At 39.0% G+C, this 16,832-nt stretch carries 12 protein-coding genes; 11 read left to right on the top strand and 1 reads right to left on the bottom strand.

The genetic code is table 11. The annotated features are described in order from the left end of the window. The first annotated feature begins 196 nt into the window (after positions 1-196). The 10 genes from H0486_RS10960 to H0486_RS10915 all read left to right on the top strand — a co-directional run bounded on the left by H0486_RS10960 (position 197) and on the right by H0486_RS10915 (position 12,484). On the top strand, positions 197-1,114 hold the full coding sequence (locus tag H0486_RS10960; protein WP_228353039.1) for an ABC transporter permease: 918 nt from the start codon (positions 197-199) through the stop codon (positions 1,112-1,114). Positions 1,115-1,148: 34 nt separating this feature from the next. Further along, positions 1,149-2,207 (top strand): ABC transporter permease, encoded by a 1,059-nt coding sequence (locus H0486_RS10955; RefSeq protein ID WP_330594499.1) that lies wholly within the window; start codon positions 1,149-1,151, stop codon positions 2,205-2,207. A gap of 16 nt (positions 2,208-2,223) precedes the next feature. Further along, the gene (locus H0486_RS10950) at positions 2,224-3,225 is read left to right on the top strand and encodes an ABC transporter ATP-binding protein (RefSeq protein ID WP_228353038.1); all 1,002 of its coding nucleotides are present in this window, start codon (positions 2,224-2,226) and stop codon (positions 3,223-3,225) included. After that, complete coding sequence (locus tag H0486_RS10945) at positions 3,226-4,215, top strand: ABC transporter ATP-binding protein (RefSeq protein ID WP_228353037.1); 990 nt, start codon at positions 3,226-3,228, stop codon at positions 4,213-4,215. It begins immediately after the preceding gene. Positions 4,216-4,290: 75 nt separating this feature from the next. Beyond that, positions 4,291-5,949: a peptide ABC transporter substrate-binding protein gene (locus tag H0486_RS10940; RefSeq protein WP_228353036.1), complete on the top strand. Its 1,659-nt coding sequence runs from the start codon at positions 4,291-4,293 to the stop codon at positions 5,947-5,949. Between the two features lie 82 nt (positions 5,950-6,031). After that, entirely contained in the window at positions 6,032-6,304 is a 273-nt protein-coding gene (locus H0486_RS18780) for a PhzF family phenazine biosynthesis protein (protein ID WP_323163567.1), read from the top strand. Between the two features lie 192 nt (positions 6,305-6,496). After that, on the top strand, positions 6,497-6,799 hold the full coding sequence (locus tag H0486_RS10930; RefSeq protein ID WP_228353035.1) for a MerR family transcriptional regulator: 303 nt from the start codon (positions 6,497-6,499) through the stop codon (positions 6,797-6,799). A gap of 24 nt (positions 6,800-6,823) precedes the next feature. Beyond that, positions 6,824-7,591 carry a GyrI-like domain-containing protein gene (locus H0486_RS10925; protein WP_228353034.1) on the top strand — a complete coding sequence of 256 codons (768 nt, stop codon included), beginning with the start codon at positions 6,824-6,826 and terminating at the stop codon, positions 7,589-7,591. A 69-nt stretch (positions 7,592-7,660) separates the two neighbouring features. Next, on the top strand, positions 7,661-9,154 hold the full coding sequence (locus H0486_RS10920) for a hypothetical protein (RefSeq protein WP_228353033.1): 1,494 nt from the start codon (positions 7,661-7,663) through the stop codon (positions 9,152-9,154). A gap of 348 nt (positions 9,155-9,502) precedes the next feature. Continuing rightward, entirely contained in the window at positions 9,503-12,484 is a 2,982-nt protein-coding gene (locus H0486_RS10915; RefSeq protein WP_228353032.1) for a leucine-rich repeat protein, read from the top strand. A gap of 103 nt (positions 12,485-12,587) precedes the next feature. Here H0486_RS10915 and H0486_RS10910 read toward each other — a convergent pair whose 3' ends face one another. Then, positions 12,588-13,778 carry a coenzyme F420-0:L-glutamate ligase gene (locus H0486_RS10910; protein WP_228353031.1) on the bottom strand — a complete coding sequence of 397 codons (1,191 nt, stop codon included), beginning with the start codon at positions 13,776-13,778 and terminating at the stop codon, positions 12,588-12,590. 287 nt (positions 13,779-14,065) lie between these two features. On the opposite strand from H0486_RS10910, the gene H0486_RS10905 reads away from it, so the two are divergent. After that, a complete protein-coding gene (locus H0486_RS10905; RefSeq protein ID WP_228353030.1) occupies positions 14,066-16,816 on the top strand; it encodes a translation factor GTPase family protein in 2,751 nt (916 codons plus the stop codon). The last annotated feature ends 16 nt before the right edge of the window (positions 16,817-16,832 follow it).

The raw sequence follows: 16,832 nt of genomic DNA, 5'->3' as shown, positions 1-16,832 counted from the left end.
CTCTTTTTTTGTGCGAAATTGTGCTGTATTATAATGCTCCTCTTTTCAACTAACTATTGACATGCCTCTAAGATAAATATAGAATTAAATCATGTGAAAATAATGGTGGTATATGAAAAATATGGTATTTTGCATATATGATGTATTTGGAATTATGAAATAAAAACTCAATTAATTACAGAAAAGGAGAAAGAAAATGCTTAAGTATGTGATGAAACGATTGCTACTGGCAGCAGTTACAGTATTTGTAGTAGCAACGATAACTTTCTTTCTAATGAATATGGTTCCGGGAGGACCCTTTCTTTCTGAGAAGGCCATATCCCCGACTGCCAAGGCAGCCTTAGAAAAGAAATACGGATTGGATAAACCACTGTTTCAACAATATATTACCTATATTACCGATGCGGCAAAAGGTGATTTTGGTGAAAGCTTAAAACAAAGAGGACGTACTGTATCATCCATTATTTTTACCAAGTTTCCGGTATCAGCAAAGATAGGTGGTTGTGCTGTCTTATTATCACTCATTCTGGGAATTCCCCTGGGATGTCTGGCAGCATTACATAGAGGGAAAGCATTAGATAGTCTGATTAATGTTATATCCACTTGTGGAATCGCAGTACCGAGCTTCGTAATCTGCACCTTGCTGATGTATTTCCTTGGTGTATATCTGAAGCTTTTACCAACCTTTGGGTTGACTTCCTGGAAGCATTATATTATGCCGGTGATATCGCTGTCTTTTTATCCGACAGCATATATTATGCGTCTAATGAGAACCTCTTTACTAGATGTTCTTGGTCAGGACTATATGAGAACGGCAGATGCGAAAGGAGTATCGCAATTTGTATACCTGTTTAAGCATGCTCTTCGTAATGCCATATTACCGGTAATTACATATCTTGGTCCTATGATTGCATATACCTTGACAGGAAGCTTTATTGTAGAAAGTATTTTCACAATCCCAGGTTTGGGAGGAGAATTCATCGGCTCCATCAGTAATAGAGATTACACGGTTATTATGGGGACTACCATTTTCCTTGCGGCATTGATGGTAGTTATGAATGTTATTGTAGATATTCTATATAAGATTGTGGACCCTAGAATAAAGCTGAAATAGGATTATCACAAGCTTGTAGACTACGAAGAAAGGTATGGCTATTATTATGAAAAGTAATTCAATCACGCTTCAAAAAAAGTGGAATCCGGAGGACTTTCTTCCTGCAACTGAGGAAGAAAAGGAAAATCTTATTGTACTCCGGGAAAGCGTTGGATTTTGGAGAGACGGCTTGCGACGTCTTAGAAGAAATAAAGTGGCGATGGTAAGCCTAATTGTAATCGTATTAATTATGATATGTTCCTTTATTGTTCCTATGTTCTATCCATATTCTTATAAGACACAGCTTAAGGGTTCTGAGAATTTGAGACCGATGGAATACTCGGAGATGGAGAAAGAGCTTATGAATTCTGGTGAAAAGGTATTTCCGCATATTCTTGGAACGGATAAGCTAGGTAGGGATTATGCCATCAGAATTATGATGGGGAGCAGAATTTCTTTACTGGTTGGACTGATTGCTACGGCAATCATCTTGATCATTGGTTCCATCTACGGAGCTGTTGCAGCCTTTTTTGGAGGTAAGGTGGATCTGATCATGATGAGAATTGTGGATATTATCTATACCATACCGGATATTCTGTTGATTGTTTTATTGTCTTTTGCTCTGAAAAGTCCATTGAATGCATTAGCACAGCTGCCGGGATTTCGATGGATTCAGACGATTGGTGTCAATCTGATCAGTATTTTTATTGTATTCGCTTTGTTATATTGGGTTGGCATGGCACGTATGGTACGAAGTCAGGTACTTATGCTGAAGGAGAGTGAGTATGTCACCGCAGCAAGAGCTCTGGGAGCTTCAAGTTCAAGAATTATACGAAAGCATCTGCTGACCAATTGCATTGGAACCTTAATCGTAACGACAACCCTGCAAATTCCGTCCTCCATATTCACGGAGAGCTTCCTAAGCTTTCTGGGATTGGGAGTGGCAGTACCTTTGCCGTCCTTGGGAAGCCTTGCAAGTGATGCGATTAATGGATTAAATACCTATCCATACCTCTTATTTGCACCGTCATTACTAATTAGCCTGATCATATTGAGCTTTAATTTACTTGGGGATGGACTGCGTGATGCATTTGACCCCAAGCTGAAGCATTAACGAAAGGATGGGAAGGATGGGACAATATTTAGTAGAAATTAAAAATGAAAAGCTTTCGTTCTTTACTCCGGCCGGAGAGGTAAAAGCCTTGAATGATGTATCTTTACATCTTAATCAGGGTGAAGTACTTGGAATTGTTGGAGAGAGTGGCTCTGGCAAGTCCGTTACAGCCTACAGTCTCATGGGTTTAACTGCACATCCCGGAAAGCTGATTGGCGGAACCCTGGAGTTTAACGAACACAAAATTCATGAAATGTCCATAAAAGAGATTCGTAAAATCAGAGGCAATGAAATATCTATAATATTTCAAGATCCCATGACCAGTCTAAATCCCGTATTTACCATTGGAAATCAGATCATGGAAGTGATTTTATTACATAAAAATATTGATAAAAAGCAAGCACGCAAACGCGCAATCGAATTGCTGACACTGGTTGGAATTAACGAACCGGAGAAGAGATTAAAACAGTATCCCCACGAGTTATCGGGAGGAATGCGTCAGCGTGTCATGATTGCAATTGCCTTAGCCTGTGAGCCGAAGCTTCTGATTGCGGATGAGCCAACGACGGCTTTGGATGTAACAATCCAGGCACAGATATTGGAACTTATGCTGGAGTTGAAAGACAAGCTGCAAATGTCCATCATGATGATCACACATGATTTAGGAATTGTGGCAAGCATGTGCGAGAAGATTGCTGTTATGTATGCCGGAAAGATTGTGGAATATGGTACAACCGATGAGATTTTCTATAATACGAAGCATGAATATACCAAGGGATTATTAAGAAGTATTCCACGTCTTGATGCAAAGGAACACGAAAGATTAGTACCTATTGAGGGAAATCCTGTTGACTTACTCAATCCTCCTAAGGGGTGTCCATTTGCACCCAGATGTGCAGAATGCATGAAAATCTGCCTTAAGGAAATGCCACCGTTAACCAATATTAGTGATACTCACATTTCATATTGCTGGATGAACCAAAAAAGTGAGATGTCGAATGATAGGGAGGTAATCTGAATGGGTGAAAAATTATTGCAGGTAGAACATTTAAAACAGTATTTCCCTATCGGAGGGTTCGGAAAACGAAAAAGATACTTAAAAGCTGTGGATGATGTGTCCTTTTACATCAATAAAGGGGAAACATTAGGGCTGGTTGGAGAAAGCGGATGCGGAAAAAGTACGACAGGAAGAAGTATTCTACGTCTATATGAGCCGACCTCCGCACGGATTACATATAAGAATGAAGTGATATATGATAGCGAGAAACGTATTGCAGTAAATATGCTGCCCTATCGTCAAAAAATGCAAATTGTATTTCAGGATCCCTATGCAAGTCTTGATCCAAGAATGACAGTAGGTGATATTGTCGGTGAAGCTATTGATATCCATAAATTAGCCTCAAGCAAAGGAGAAAGACGGGATAGAATTATATCCATGTTGGAGAGTGTGGGGCTTAATTCGGAGCATGCAAACCGATATGCCCATGAATTCTCCGGAGGACAACGTCAAAGAGTGGGAATTGCCCGTGCCCTTGCTGTAAACCCGGAATTTATAATATGTGATGAGCCCATATCGGCATTGGATGTTTCAATTCAAGCGCAGGTGATCAATATGTTTGAAGATCTGCAGTCGGAGTTCGGATTAACATATTTATTCATAGCTCATGATATATCCGTTGTAAAACATATCTCCAACAGAATCGGTGTAATGTATCTTGGTAAGCTGGTGGAACTGGCAGATAGTAACGAAATAGCCTTCCATAACATGCATCCATATACCAGATCGCTGATTTCTGCAATTCCGGTAGCAGATCCAAAGACTGCACGAACTAGCAAGCGAATTATTCTAAAGGGAGATGTGCCAAGTCCTCTGAACCCACCTTCCGGATGCAGATTCCGTACAAGATGCCCCTATGCGGATAACCAATGTGCGGAGATGGAACCGGAATGGAGAGAAGTGGCTCCTGGACATTTTACAGCCTGCCATCATCTGGATCGCTTGAACTGATTAAGAGGTATAACAGTTTGTATAAAGCTTTATGCAGATTGTATATATATATTTAATATTAAAAAGGAGGATATTATGAAAAGAAAAGTGGCTATTTTACTAGCAGTTGTTCTGGTTTTAACTATGGGCTTAGCAGCTTGTGGTTCAAAGGATAGCAAAACAACTTCTAAAACGGATTCCAAGAATGAAAAAAATGTTACAGAAGAGAAGCAACTGGCTGTTCAGATTGGTCCGGATCCGGAAACGATAGATCCAGCATTAAACAGTGCTGTTGATGGTGGTAATATGCTTCTGTATACACATGAATGCTTATTAATCATTGACAAGAATAATCAGATTGCTCCAGGTCAGGCAGAAACCTATGAGGTGTCTGAGGATGGATTGACATGGACCTTCCACTTACGTGACGGCTTAAAATGGTCTGACGGAAGCCCGTTGACTGCTAAGGACTTTGTATATAGCTGGAAACGAGTATGTGATCCATTGGTTGCTGCTCCCTATGCAGAAACAGTATTATCCATGGTTAAGGGATATGACGAGGCAATTGCGGGTAACTTAGATGCCCTCGGAGTATCTGCACCGGATGATAAAACCTTCGTAGTGGAATTATCAACGAATTGTCCATATTTTGCAAGTATTGCTGCATTTGCTACATTAAGTCCCGTTCAACAGGCTACTATTGAAGCAAATGGAGACGCATGGGCAACAAAGGCTGAAACCTATATTGGAAATGGTTCCTTCTATATTTCTGAATGGGTACCTGGCTCCCATATAACTATGAAGAAAAATCCAAATTACTGGAATGCAGATGCCATCAAGTTAGATAGTATTAAATTTGTACTTATGGAGGATTCAAATGCGGCTTATAGTGCATACAAATCCGGTGAAGTTTTAATGATTAAGGATGTACCGACAGAGGAGATTCCTAGTCTTCAGGGTAATAGTGACTTCTATGTGGAGCCAATTATCGGTACTTATTATGTTTCCTTAAATGATGCCATTGAACCTTTCAACAATAAATTAGTACGTAAGGCGTTAAGTCTGGCTGTTGACCGTGAGTACGTTGCAGGTACCTTAATGCAGGGAACCTATTCACCTGCATCCAACTTTATGGGACCTGGCTGGATTGATACGGATGGCAAACCTTTTATAGACAATGCGAATGGAGGAAAGCCCTACATTGATACTTCCAATTTCAAAGCCAATCTAGAGGAAGCAAAGAAGGTATTAGCAGAAGCTGGATATCCGAATGGAGAAGGTTTTCCTGTTATTACCTATAGTACCAACGATATGGGTTATCACAAGGTAGTTGCAGAGTATTTACAGCAGGCATGGGCTGAGCTTGGAATTACATTAGAGGTTGAAATCGTTGAATGGTCCAGCTTCACACCGATGCGTCGTGCCGGTGATTATCAGATATCCAGAAACGGATGGGTTGGCGATTACAGTGATCCATCGAATATGTTAGACTTGTTCATAAGTACCAACGGAAATAATGATGGTAAATACAACAATCCGGAATACGATGCGGCTATGGAGATATCTCGGAAGACAACGGATCCGGCAGAACGTTCTGCGGCACTTCATAAAGCAGAGGATATTATGATGGAAGATGCAGCATGTATTCCGATTGCATATTATAATGACTTCTACTTACAAAGTGATAAGATTAAAGATGCTTGGCATTCACCATACGGATACTGGTTCTTTATGTACGCAGATATCGCAGAGTAAATGAATTATAATCCATAACATATACCCGATAGGGGATGTTGTATAATAAATCAGCAGGGATAATTACTTACCGTAGTTATCCCTGCTGATATTTAATGCAACATCCTATTATTCTTTTGTTGACGGTAAGCTTGGATATCTTGAAGATCCAGCGACAGGTTCGGGCAATTCCGCCTTCGGGTATTATTTGATTCATAATAATCTCTGGACGGAAGATTTCTCAATAGAGCAAGGTGTATCCTTACAGAATCCGAATGTAGTAAAATTAAAACGATATACAGAAAACAACACAGACAGAATTTTATTTGGTGGCTGCGCTACTACCAGAATAGAAGGAAAATATTATCTTCATTAAGTAGCTACTAATCTTTATAAATAATAATCAGGCATCTAATCGGATATTTTTCGAGTTAGTATGCCTTTTTTATATTATTAGAAAGTCTTATTTCTTTACTAATATCGATTGACTTTGACGCAACGTCAAGTGGTATAATGAAACTAATAATAAGGACGCGTACTTATTTAATAACTATGTGGGGGGCAAACTATGGAGCTGATGAAAACCACCGACTTGACGAGTCAGTTAGGCATCTCTTCTCGAACGCTTCGCTATTATGAACAAATGGGGCTTATTCAGAGTATTCGCATGCAGTTCGAAAAATATCGTTTTTACGATAACGAGAATGTAGAGCGGATTAAGCAGATCATCGTATTAAGAAAAATGCAAATACCAATTAAAGATATTATCAGAATATATGAAAGTCGTGATATGACAGTTCTGGTAGAGAGCTTTGTAACACGTATAAACTCTATTGATCAAGAGATATTTGCACTGAAGGAATTAAAATAGATTATCAATAAATTTATGCAGGCTATGATAAATAATGGTATTAATCATATCTCAGCGTTACCGCTTTTATATGAAAAGATGGAGAAGCAGCTTGTAACAGATTCATATGATAATCGTGAGGTTACTTATGAACGACTTTCCGCTCTTACTGATCTCGTTTCTACTCCACTTGATCTGACCATAGTCGATTTGCCATCCATGCGTATGTTATCCAGTATTCGAAAGGACACTGGAATATCCGATGTAAATCGATTTTGGGACTGGCTGGGAAGTAATAAAATACCCTATGGTACTCCGGGTAGCCATACATTATTTGAGTATCAGGATGATAATGCTCAGACTGTTATTATCCAAAAAATTGATAATGAACTCTTCAATGACAGTCCTTATAGAGATTATGTATTAGAAGGTGGCCTATTTGCTGTAGGAGGAATTTATGCAGATGATGACATCCCTTCGTTTCATCAAAGAATGATTAAAACCTTTGATGATAATAGTTACTATGAAGTTGATTATCGTCATGATGGAGGATTAAGACACGAATCACTTATAGAAACCGTAATTTCTACTGATAGCAGAAGGGATAAAGTGAATGTATTGTTACCTGTGAAGAAACGACAACCGATCGCAGAACAATATGACCCTGGTGAACAAATATTAGATATTACCTTAGAAGAATTAGAACAGGCAAATCCCGTATTATATGAATGTCCTATTCCGTTGAATGAAATAACACCCATCAATTACCCTCATTATAAAATACTTGAGACAGGAGAAGCAGAATATATTTGATTTATTACTGCAAGAACACTGTCTACGAATGTTTCCGTACGAATACCATTCCGTATTGATATAGAGTTTATGCCGGAAGAGGAAAGCGAGCGATTTGGTTATGGAAGCGACGAAGGGAGTATCCGATTTTACCATGGGAATTGTATGTTTGGTATCAATATGGAGAACAAAGCAGATAAAAGACTTTCCAAGGAAGCCATTTGCTTTCATCAACCCATAATTGAGAACTATTTTTGCTATCCGAAGCTTGGTAAAATTAAGAAGAATGAGTATAACACATTAACATGGATTGTCGGAGAACAGCATTTCGCAGTAATTATCAATGGAGAAGTAAGATATTGTGGAGTAGGCTTCCCATATATGGATATGGATTTATATCTTCAGAAGCCCCAAACCATTATCATTGGCTCTAATGGACAGGGAAAGAAGTATTTTAAATCCATCAAGGTTTCACAATTAAGAACGACCCCCAAAACAAATATAAAGCAAGGAGAGCTTATTATGTCGATGAAACAGAGTAATAATATAATATCGAACATACACCAGGTTATTACGCTGCATTACGGCGAAAATTACTGGTTTAACGGATGTGCGAAATACGTTATGGAGTGCCTGGGTGAAAAGGAGTATGATTATAGTTTTTTTGCAGGCTTAACAGGGGACAATTTTGCTCAGGTCTATGCCTATGATCATTTTCGAGGTGACGGAGCAACGGACTATATCTTGAGTGAAAAGGGTAATACGGAATATATTGAATCAATATTTGAAGCGTGTGGTTACGCAAGTACCTTTGTTACTCTAAAACAGCTATCTAGCAATCTGGAAATGTATCTTCAAACCCTGATTGCCTACATAGATAAGGGAGTATCGGTAATATTTAATCTATGGAGTAAGATGCCAAGAAATCTTTGGGGCTGGGGAGTATTTGTTGGCTATGAGGATTATGGAAAGACACTGTTATATATGAATTCTGATAAACCTGAGCCTCAGAGAATAGCAAGCATTGATTTAATTCCAAATGACCTTATGATTGGACAAGAGGCAAGTAATGGTTGGGTTTTTGTCGGGGAAAAGAAAAAGGAAGTAGTATTATCTGAGATTTACCGTAAACGCATTATTTCCTTGCCAAAATTCCTTACAATAAAAACAGAGGGATATTGCTTTGGTGCGGAGGCGTTCCGTTCTTGGGCAACAGATATTGAAAATGGTCGGTTTGATAATATGAAACCGGAAGAGTTTGACGATTGGCCAATGTATACGGTTTATGTCTGCAATCTTGCTACGAATAGTAGTTGCTGCCATAGCTTTTTAGAAAAAGCGCAAACCTTAAATCCGAAATTGAAATATTTGGATGAAATTCGAGGACTATATGATAAGATGAAACATTTATGGAATGAGCAGGATGGAGAGGATTTAGAAGCAATAGGAGGAGGCTTTAATATTACACTGGAAGCATTGCAGAATAAAGTAAAACGAGAAAAAATTGCCGCAAAATTACGTGAATTTGCTGGATGTATGGATCAGGTCATCGAAATATTACAAAAAAATAATGTAGAAGAATAAAGGGACTGCAGCATAATATATAAGCAGGGCTATGACTTACCATAATGCACTGTCGGAAGAACTCATTGCTGTATTATGTATGAATCAAGCGAATATTCTTATTCGCATGAGACATACAAAAACAGTAATATGTAATTCCGTCTGTGTGTGAGGTAAGTCATAGCCCTGCTTATATATCATGCTGCAGTCCCTTTTATTAAGTTAGAGCTTTGGATTAATGTTGAAATATAATAACGTATTGATTATTGTCATATATTTCAGTTTGATTTATTTAGAATGAGTTAGTAGAATGTATTATGTAAACTAATTATGTAAACTTGTTGTTTGAATTAGTAAGGAGAATGGATAATGAACATCAAAGGGAAACATCTGCTTGTGTTGTTTATCACAACAATTCTACTATTATTGATGAAGGATTCGCCTACATATGCTTATGTTGGAGGTATCTTTACCTATACAAATGAAGGCCAGACAATGACCTACAAAATTCTGAGTGAACCCACGGTGACAGAAAACGGTACGGTAAAACTCATTTATTCAGAGGAAATGAATCTGTCAGGGGAGATAATCATTCCGACCACAGTTACAAATCAAAGAATGATATATAATGTGGTAGAAATCGGAGCAGGTTCCTTTTCCGATGCAAAGGATATTACAAAAATATCATTACCTGACACTATAAGAGCCATTGGAGAGGGTGCCTTTTTTAATTGTAGTAATCTAACCAGCATTAATATTCCGAAAGGAATCACTCGTATTGAACGAGGAACCTTTTTTGGATGCAGCAAGCTATCCGGATTGAACTTTCCAGATGGTATAACGTATATAGGAGATGATGCCTTTTACAATAGTAGCTCGTTGAATATTACGAAGCTTCCGGAAGATTTAACCCATATCGGAAAAGATGCTTTTTATAATTGTAAAAAGCTTACCCTGTCAAATCTGCCAAATAAGATTGAGAGCATTGGTGCTGGTGCTTTTGAAGGTTGTATAAGCTTAACGAGTATCACCATTCCCGATAGTATGTCAAGCATTGAAGATAATTTATTTCGAAATTGCTCCAGTCTGACATCAGTATATTTACCGGAAGGGATTACTTCAATTGGGAAGTATGCTTTTACAAACTGTATTAGTTTAAAGAGTATCTATCTCCCTGATTCGATTACCCAGATTGGTGCATTTGCTTTTTATCACTGTGAAAGTTTAACAAGTATTAAGATCCCATATGCGGTATCTGAGATTGAAGATTTTACCTTTTTTAAATGTAAAAGTCTAGCCAGTATAAGACTTCAGAGCAAGGTAATAGAAATCGGAAATTATGCATTTTATGAATGTGAAAATCTAATCAGTATCACTTTACCGGAGGGATTAACAAGTATTGGTGATTGGGCATTTTATGGATGCGAGGTACTAAGACCGATTACGATTCCAGCCAGCGTTATGAGTATTGGGAAAGGCGAATTCCCATATTCCGGTGTATTAGTATATAAAAACTCCTATGCAGAATCCTTTTTCAGAGCTAATCATCCGAAATATTATCAGATTATTAATCTGCCCTTAGAGGAAATGTTTTTCGAAGAAGCGGTTAAGAATATTGAAATAAATGAAACCTATCAGTTGAAACCGTTATTTTATCCTGAAATTTCTTCTGATATCATGGGTACTATTCAGTGGACCAGTTCGAATCCTTCCGTAGCTATTGTTGATGAGAACGGAAGTGTGAAGGGACTTCAGACAGGAGAAGCTGAAATTACGGCTGTTATGGGGAAGTTCTCAGCGAACTGCAGAATGATTGTTGGAGGAGCAATCATACAACCCGTATCGATTGAACTCAGTCAAAATCAGATTATATTAAATAAAGGAGAAGCTCAAAAGCTTTCGGTTAATTTTACACCAGTTAATACTACGAACCGTACAATTACATGGAAAAGCTCGAATCCTTCGGTTGCTAAGGTTGAACACGGACGTATTTATGCTATTAATCAGGGTACAGCGGTTATTACAGCAGAAACTGCATCCTTATCTGTTAATTGTACTGTGACCGTATTAAATCCTCTTAAAGAGATTTCTTCAAACTATGATAAATTAACGCTAAACCAAGGAGATTCAAAACGAGTTGTGATTTCCTTCTATCCAGTTGATACATCCGATAACAAGACCACCCTCTGGAAAAGTGAGGATGAAGCTGTGGCTACCGTAGTAGAGGGAGTTGTTACTGCTGTGAAAGCAGGAAGTACAGTAATAACGGTTAATGTAGGGGAATTGACCCACCATATTCCGGTGACAGTGGTAAACCCTCTCAAATCATTAACAGTTACCAAGGATAAGATGTCTTTCATAGTGGGAGAAACACAGGATTTACCGCTGGTAATACAGCCCGTAGATACAACGGATGAGATTAAAGTAACATCTTCCGATGAATCAATAGTGACATATTCCAAAGGTATAATCACCGCACGCAAAAGAGGTAATGCAACCATAACGATAAAAGGAGGCTCCTTTACAGCATCCATTAAGGTGAATGTAGAGACCGATATAACCGGTATTACTTTAAATAAGCAAAATCTTAAGCTGGATCTGGGTAAAAAATCAAGCCTTACAGTAGGATTTCTTCCAGCTAAGGCATTGGATGACAGGAAAGTGACTTGGACAAGTAGTGATAAGACGGTAGTAACAGTGGATCCCGATGGAACAATAATAACGAAGGGAGTAGGAACTGCAACCGTTACCGCTACAGCTGGAGGCGATAAAACAGCATCCTGTGTTGTTGAAGTTAAACTCGCGGTGCCTACCAGCTTAAAGACGGTATCTTCCGATCATGACAAGATAAAAGTCACTTGGGGAACAGTAAATGGTGCATCCGGTTACCAAATATATAGAGCAGAAACGGAAACAGGAAGTTATAAAATGCTCAAAGAGACTACAGCTACGACCTACACCAATAATGGATTAACCACAGGAAAGGAATACTACTATAAAGTGAGAGCCTTTCGTAATCAGGGGTCGAAAAAGGTATATAGTAGCTATACATCGGTGATGAGTACTGCACCGATTCCGACAACACCGACTAATGTAAAATTAGTGAAGAAAGCAACTGGTACCATACAGTTCACGTGGGATAAGGTAAATGGTGCAAACGGGTATGAGGTATACAGGACTTCATCATTGGACAATCCCTATAAGCTCACAAAGACCACTACCTCCTTACACTTTATTAATTCCGGGTTATCAAGTAAAAAAACCTACTACTATAAGGTAAGAGCTTATAAGATAGTGGGAAATAAAAAAGTATATAGTAAGTTTTCTGCTGTTTATTCCATTAAGTTCTAGAATATGAAGAAGGGATTATAGCTTACCTCACATACAGATTGAAGTAAGTCATAATCCCTTCTAAGTACATATAACAGCCTTCTATATAAATTTAGGAAGAAACTTATTTTGTGTAGTTATCAAAATAACCTTGAACCAATACGATTGGTGTACCCTTGTCTCCGCTTCCTGATGTAAGATCGCAGAGGGAGCCAATTAAATCAGTTAAGCGACGAGGAGTCGTTCCCTGAGAAACCATATTTCCTACAAGATCGCTGTCCTTGTTACGAATGTAATCGGAAATAGCATCCTTTAATTCCTGGCCGGATAGATTAGCGAAATCATTATCAGCAAGATACTTTAGTTTCACTTCATTTGGCTGACCTTCCAGACCAGCGGTATAAGCAGGAGAAACAACCGGATCCGCTAATTCCCAAATTTTACCTACTGGATCTTTAAAAGCACCATCTCCGTAAATCATTACTTCAACATGCTTTCCTGTCTTTTCGAGAATGCTTTTTTGAATTTTTTCTACAACAGGCATGCAATCACGTGGGAAGAGCTTTACAGATTCTTCGGTTGCTTTATTGCTTCCGAGTAAACCGTAATTTTCATTATAGCCACTGCCATCAACGGATGCGGTTAGAATATCGTCAAGACCATATACTAAACTGGCACCGGCAGCACCAAGTAAACGCTTTGTTCTGACACGGGTATGGATATCGCAATTAAGTACACTTTTGGTATAGGAAAGAATGGCTCGACAGTCATTGGCCAATATCACTTCTACCTCACAGCCTTCTCCTTGAATTAATTCCTTGTAGTATTCAATGTAATCTACACCGGTGAAGGTATGTTTACGATAACCAAATAATTCACGATAACGTGCTTCTGTCAATATGTCTGTCCAGGGATTGATACCCTTCTCATCCAAGCTGTCGAGATCAATCAAATGATTCCCTACTTCATCGGATGGATAACTGAGCATAAGAACGATCTTTTTAGCACCTCTTGCGATACCCTTAAGACAGATGGAAAAGCGATTACGGCTTAGGATAGGGAAAATCACACCGATGGTTTCGTTGCCAAATTTATTCTTAATATCAGTTGCAATCTGATCAACAGTTGCATAATTCCCTTGTGCACGAGCAACAACTGCTTCCGTAGTAGCAATAACATCCTGGTCGCGTAATTCAAAATTTTCACTTTTCGCAGCGTTTAGAACACTCTCTACAACGATTTCAGCAATATCATCGCCTTGTCGAATAATAGGGGCACGTACCCCCCTTGATACAGTACCTATTAATCTTTCCATATACAGTCTCCTTATTCAATTGATAAAACCTCATTTTGCACTTTATTTTAACATAAAATAGGACACTAGTAAAAGTGATACTATTTATGCTTGACATAAGTACAGATTATATTACTGGTATATAATAGTAATCGTTATTTATTAAGAGAGTCTTGCGTAAAGGAGACTAATACCTTATGATTATTTCAGGATGTTCGACAGATTATGAAAATATCCGTGCTTTAATGTGAATGATAGATAGAACTCAATGAGTATTACGAATTGATTATTATAGATGGAGATGGATAATGAAAAGGCTGACGATTGGCATATTAGCCCATGTGGATGCAGGGAAAACGACTTTGGCAGAAAGTATATTATACCGGACTGGAAGCATCAGAAAGCTTGGCAGAGTGGATCATAAGGATGCATTTCTCGATACGTATGAGCTTGAGCGTGCCAGAGGAATTACAATTTTTTCGAAACAGGCAGTATTTTCCTTTCATGATATGGAAGTTACATTATTAGATACACCGGGCCATGCGGATTTTTCCGCAGAGATGGAGAGAACCTTACAGGTATTGGATTATGCCATATTGATTATCAGTGGTAGTGATGGTATACAAGGACATACAGAAACCTTGTGGAGATTGCTTTCCGTGTATAGAATACCTACATTCGTGTTTGTCAATAAGATGGACATGGATGGTACGGATCGTACGGAATTAATGAAGGAATTAAGAAAACGTCTACATGATGGTTGTGTGGATTTTAGTGCAGATCAGAACAAGGAACTGTGGATGGAAAACCTGGCAATGTGCGATGAAGCATTACTGGATAAATACATGGATACTGGAAGAGTAGAGAAGGAAGATGCAGCGGAATTGATCGTATCAAGAAAGGCATTTCCCTGCTATTTTGGTTCCGCACTGAAGCTACAGGGCATTGATGAATTTTTGGAGGGAATAGAGCAATTCACGAAAAGTGTTCAATATCCGGATTTCTTTGGTGCAAAAATTTATAAAATAACAAGGGATGAGCAGGGGAATCGAATCACCCATATGAAGATAACAGGAGGCTGCTTAAAGGTAAAAATGGTTCTTACAAATCGTAAGGAGCAGTATTCTAATAAGCATTTTGATAGCCGTGAGAAAGCGGAAGATTGGGAAGAAAAGGTTGATCAGATTCGTATATATTCCGGAGTGAAATATGAAGCGGTTGAAGAAGCTGTAGCCGGAACGATCTGTGCTGTTACAGGTTTATCAAAGACCTATCCAGGAGAAGGTCTGGGGATAGAAACAGTATCCGATATGCCAATTCTGGAACCGGTTCTCAATTATCAGGTACTCTTACCATCGGATTGTGATGCCCATGTAATGCTTTCAAAATTACGTTTATTGGAGGAAGAGGATCCGCAGCTTCATATTGTATGGTCAGAACATTTAAAAGAAATTCATGTTCAGCTAATGGGAGAAATTCAGATTGAAATATTGAAGAGCCTCATTATGGAACGGTTTGGAGTGGCTGTAGAATTTGGAGAGGGTAATATTCTTTATAAAGAAGCAATTCTAGATCCGGTGGAGGGAGTGGGCCATTTTGAACCGTTACGGCATTATGCCGAGGTACATCTGCTTATGGAGCCTGGGGATCCCGGCAGCGGATTACAGTTTTACTCCAGCTGTAGCGAAGATGAATTGGATCGTAACTGGCAAAGGTTGATTTTAACCCATTTGGCGGAAAAGGAACATATTGGAGTGTTAACCGGTTCGCCGATAACGGATATGAGGATTACTTTGATCGCAGGACGAGCACACCTAAAGCATACAGAGGGTGGAGACTTTAGGCAGGCGACTTATCGGGCAGTACGTCAGGGCTTAAAGAAGGCCAACTGTATTCTTTTAGAACCTTATTACAGCTTTCGATTGGAAATCCCTTCGGATTTAGTAGGAAGAGCAATGTCCGATATCAGCCGAATGTATGGTAGCTTTCAGACTCCGGAAACGGAAGGAGAATGGTCTGTACTCGTGGGGAAAGCTCCAGTGGCAACCATGCGTGGATATCAGATGGAGGTTGCTTCTTATACACGTGGAAGGGGTAAATTATTCTGTACGTTGAAAGGATATGAGGCCTGTCACAATCAGGATGAAGTGGTAGCAGCAATCGGATATGATAGTGAGAGAGATTTAGAGAATCCCACCGGTTCTGTTTTTTGCGCTCACGGTGCTGGATTTGTGGTGCCATGGAATGAGGTCGAACGCTATCAGCATATAGAGAGTGGATTAGACCTTCGATTAGAAAAACAGCAAGAGTTACAGACTAAAGCTGAACAGGAGAAGGAAGCCGTACATGTGAGACGTGCTCCGCTCATAGGAGGCTCCTTACAAGAGGACAAAGAGTTGGAGGAAATATTTACCCGTACCTTTGGCCCGATTAAGAATAAAACCTATCCTTCTCAGAATAGCCTGGGATATGAGAAAAAGTCTACGTATGTAGAACGAAAGCAAGGGGAACAGTTTAAGACTTCTGCACTTACCAAAGAATATTTACTGGTAGACGGATATAATATAATTTTTGCCTGGGATGAGCTTAATGAATTGGCAAAAGAGAATATGGATGCGGCGAGATACAAGCTAATGGATATTCTATGCAATTACCAGGGATTTAAAAAGTGTATACTTATTTTAGTGTTTGACGCCTATAAGGTAAAGGGTGGAGTTGGTTCAGTCACTAATTACCATGGCATCCATGTAGTATATACGAAGGAAGCAGAGACAGCGGATATGTATATCGAAAAGGTAACACATGAGATCGGACGAAGGCATCATATTACTGTTGCAACCTCTGATTATGTGGAGCAGATTATTATTATGGGACAGGGAGCGCTCAGGCTCTCTGCACAGGAACTTAAGGTGGAAATAGCAAGAGTAAATGAGCAAATCCGCAGTGAATACTTAGCGAAACAAGTTCCGGGACGTAATTATCTGGGCAATCATATGAATGGAGAGTTACTTCAGAATCATGTAGATGAGGATGGAGACAGCCTGCATATTTCATCATAGAAAATATAAGATGGTA

Origin of the sequence: Variimorphobacter saccharofermentans (genome assembly GCF_014174405.1) — a bacterium.
Lineage (GTDB): Bacteria > Bacillota > Clostridia > Lachnospirales > Lachnospiraceae > Mobilitalea > Mobilitalea saccharofermentans.
Note: the sequence above shows the minus strand (reverse complement) of the source record. Positions and strands in the feature narration are given on the sequence as shown.

Bases quoted from the DNA above. Each gene is read 5' to 3' on its own strand.
- H0486_RS10905 (WP_228353030.1), top strand. From the start codon at position 14,066: ATGAAAAGGCTGACGATTGGCATATTAGCCCATGTGGATGCAGGGAAA.
- H0486_RS10920 (WP_228353033.1), top strand. From the start codon at position 7,661: ATGCCGGAAGAGGAAAGCGAGCGATTTGGTTATGGAAGCGACGAAGGG.
- H0486_RS10960 (WP_228353039.1), top strand. From the start codon at position 197: ATGCTTAAGTATGTGATGAAACGATTGCTACTGGCAGCAGTTACAGTA.
- H0486_RS10930 (WP_228353035.1), top strand. From the start codon at position 6,497: ATGGAGCTGATGAAAACCACCGACTTGACGAGTCAGTTAGGCATCTCT.
- H0486_RS10955 (WP_330594499.1), top strand. From the start codon at position 1,149: ATGGCTATTATTATGAAAAGTAATTCAATCACGCTTCAAAAAAAGTGG.
- H0486_RS10945 (WP_228353037.1), top strand. From the start codon at position 3,226: ATGGGTGAAAAATTATTGCAGGTAGAACATTTAAAACAGTATTTCCCT.
- H0486_RS10940 (WP_228353036.1), top strand. From the start codon at position 4,291: ATGAAAAGAAAAGTGGCTATTTTACTAGCAGTTGTTCTGGTTTTAACT.
- H0486_RS10910 (WP_228353031.1), bottom strand. From the start codon at position 13,778: ATGGAAAGATTAATAGGTACTGTATCAAGGGGGGTACGTGCCCCTATT.
- H0486_RS10950 (WP_228353038.1), top strand. From the start codon at position 2,224: ATGGGACAATATTTAGTAGAAATTAAAAATGAAAAGCTTTCGTTCTTT.
- H0486_RS10925 (WP_228353034.1), top strand. From the start codon at position 6,824: ATGATAAATAATGGTATTAATCATATCTCAGCGTTACCGCTTTTATAT.
- H0486_RS10915 (WP_228353032.1), top strand. From the start codon at position 9,503: ATGAACATCAAAGGGAAACATCTGCTTGTGTTGTTTATCACAACAATT.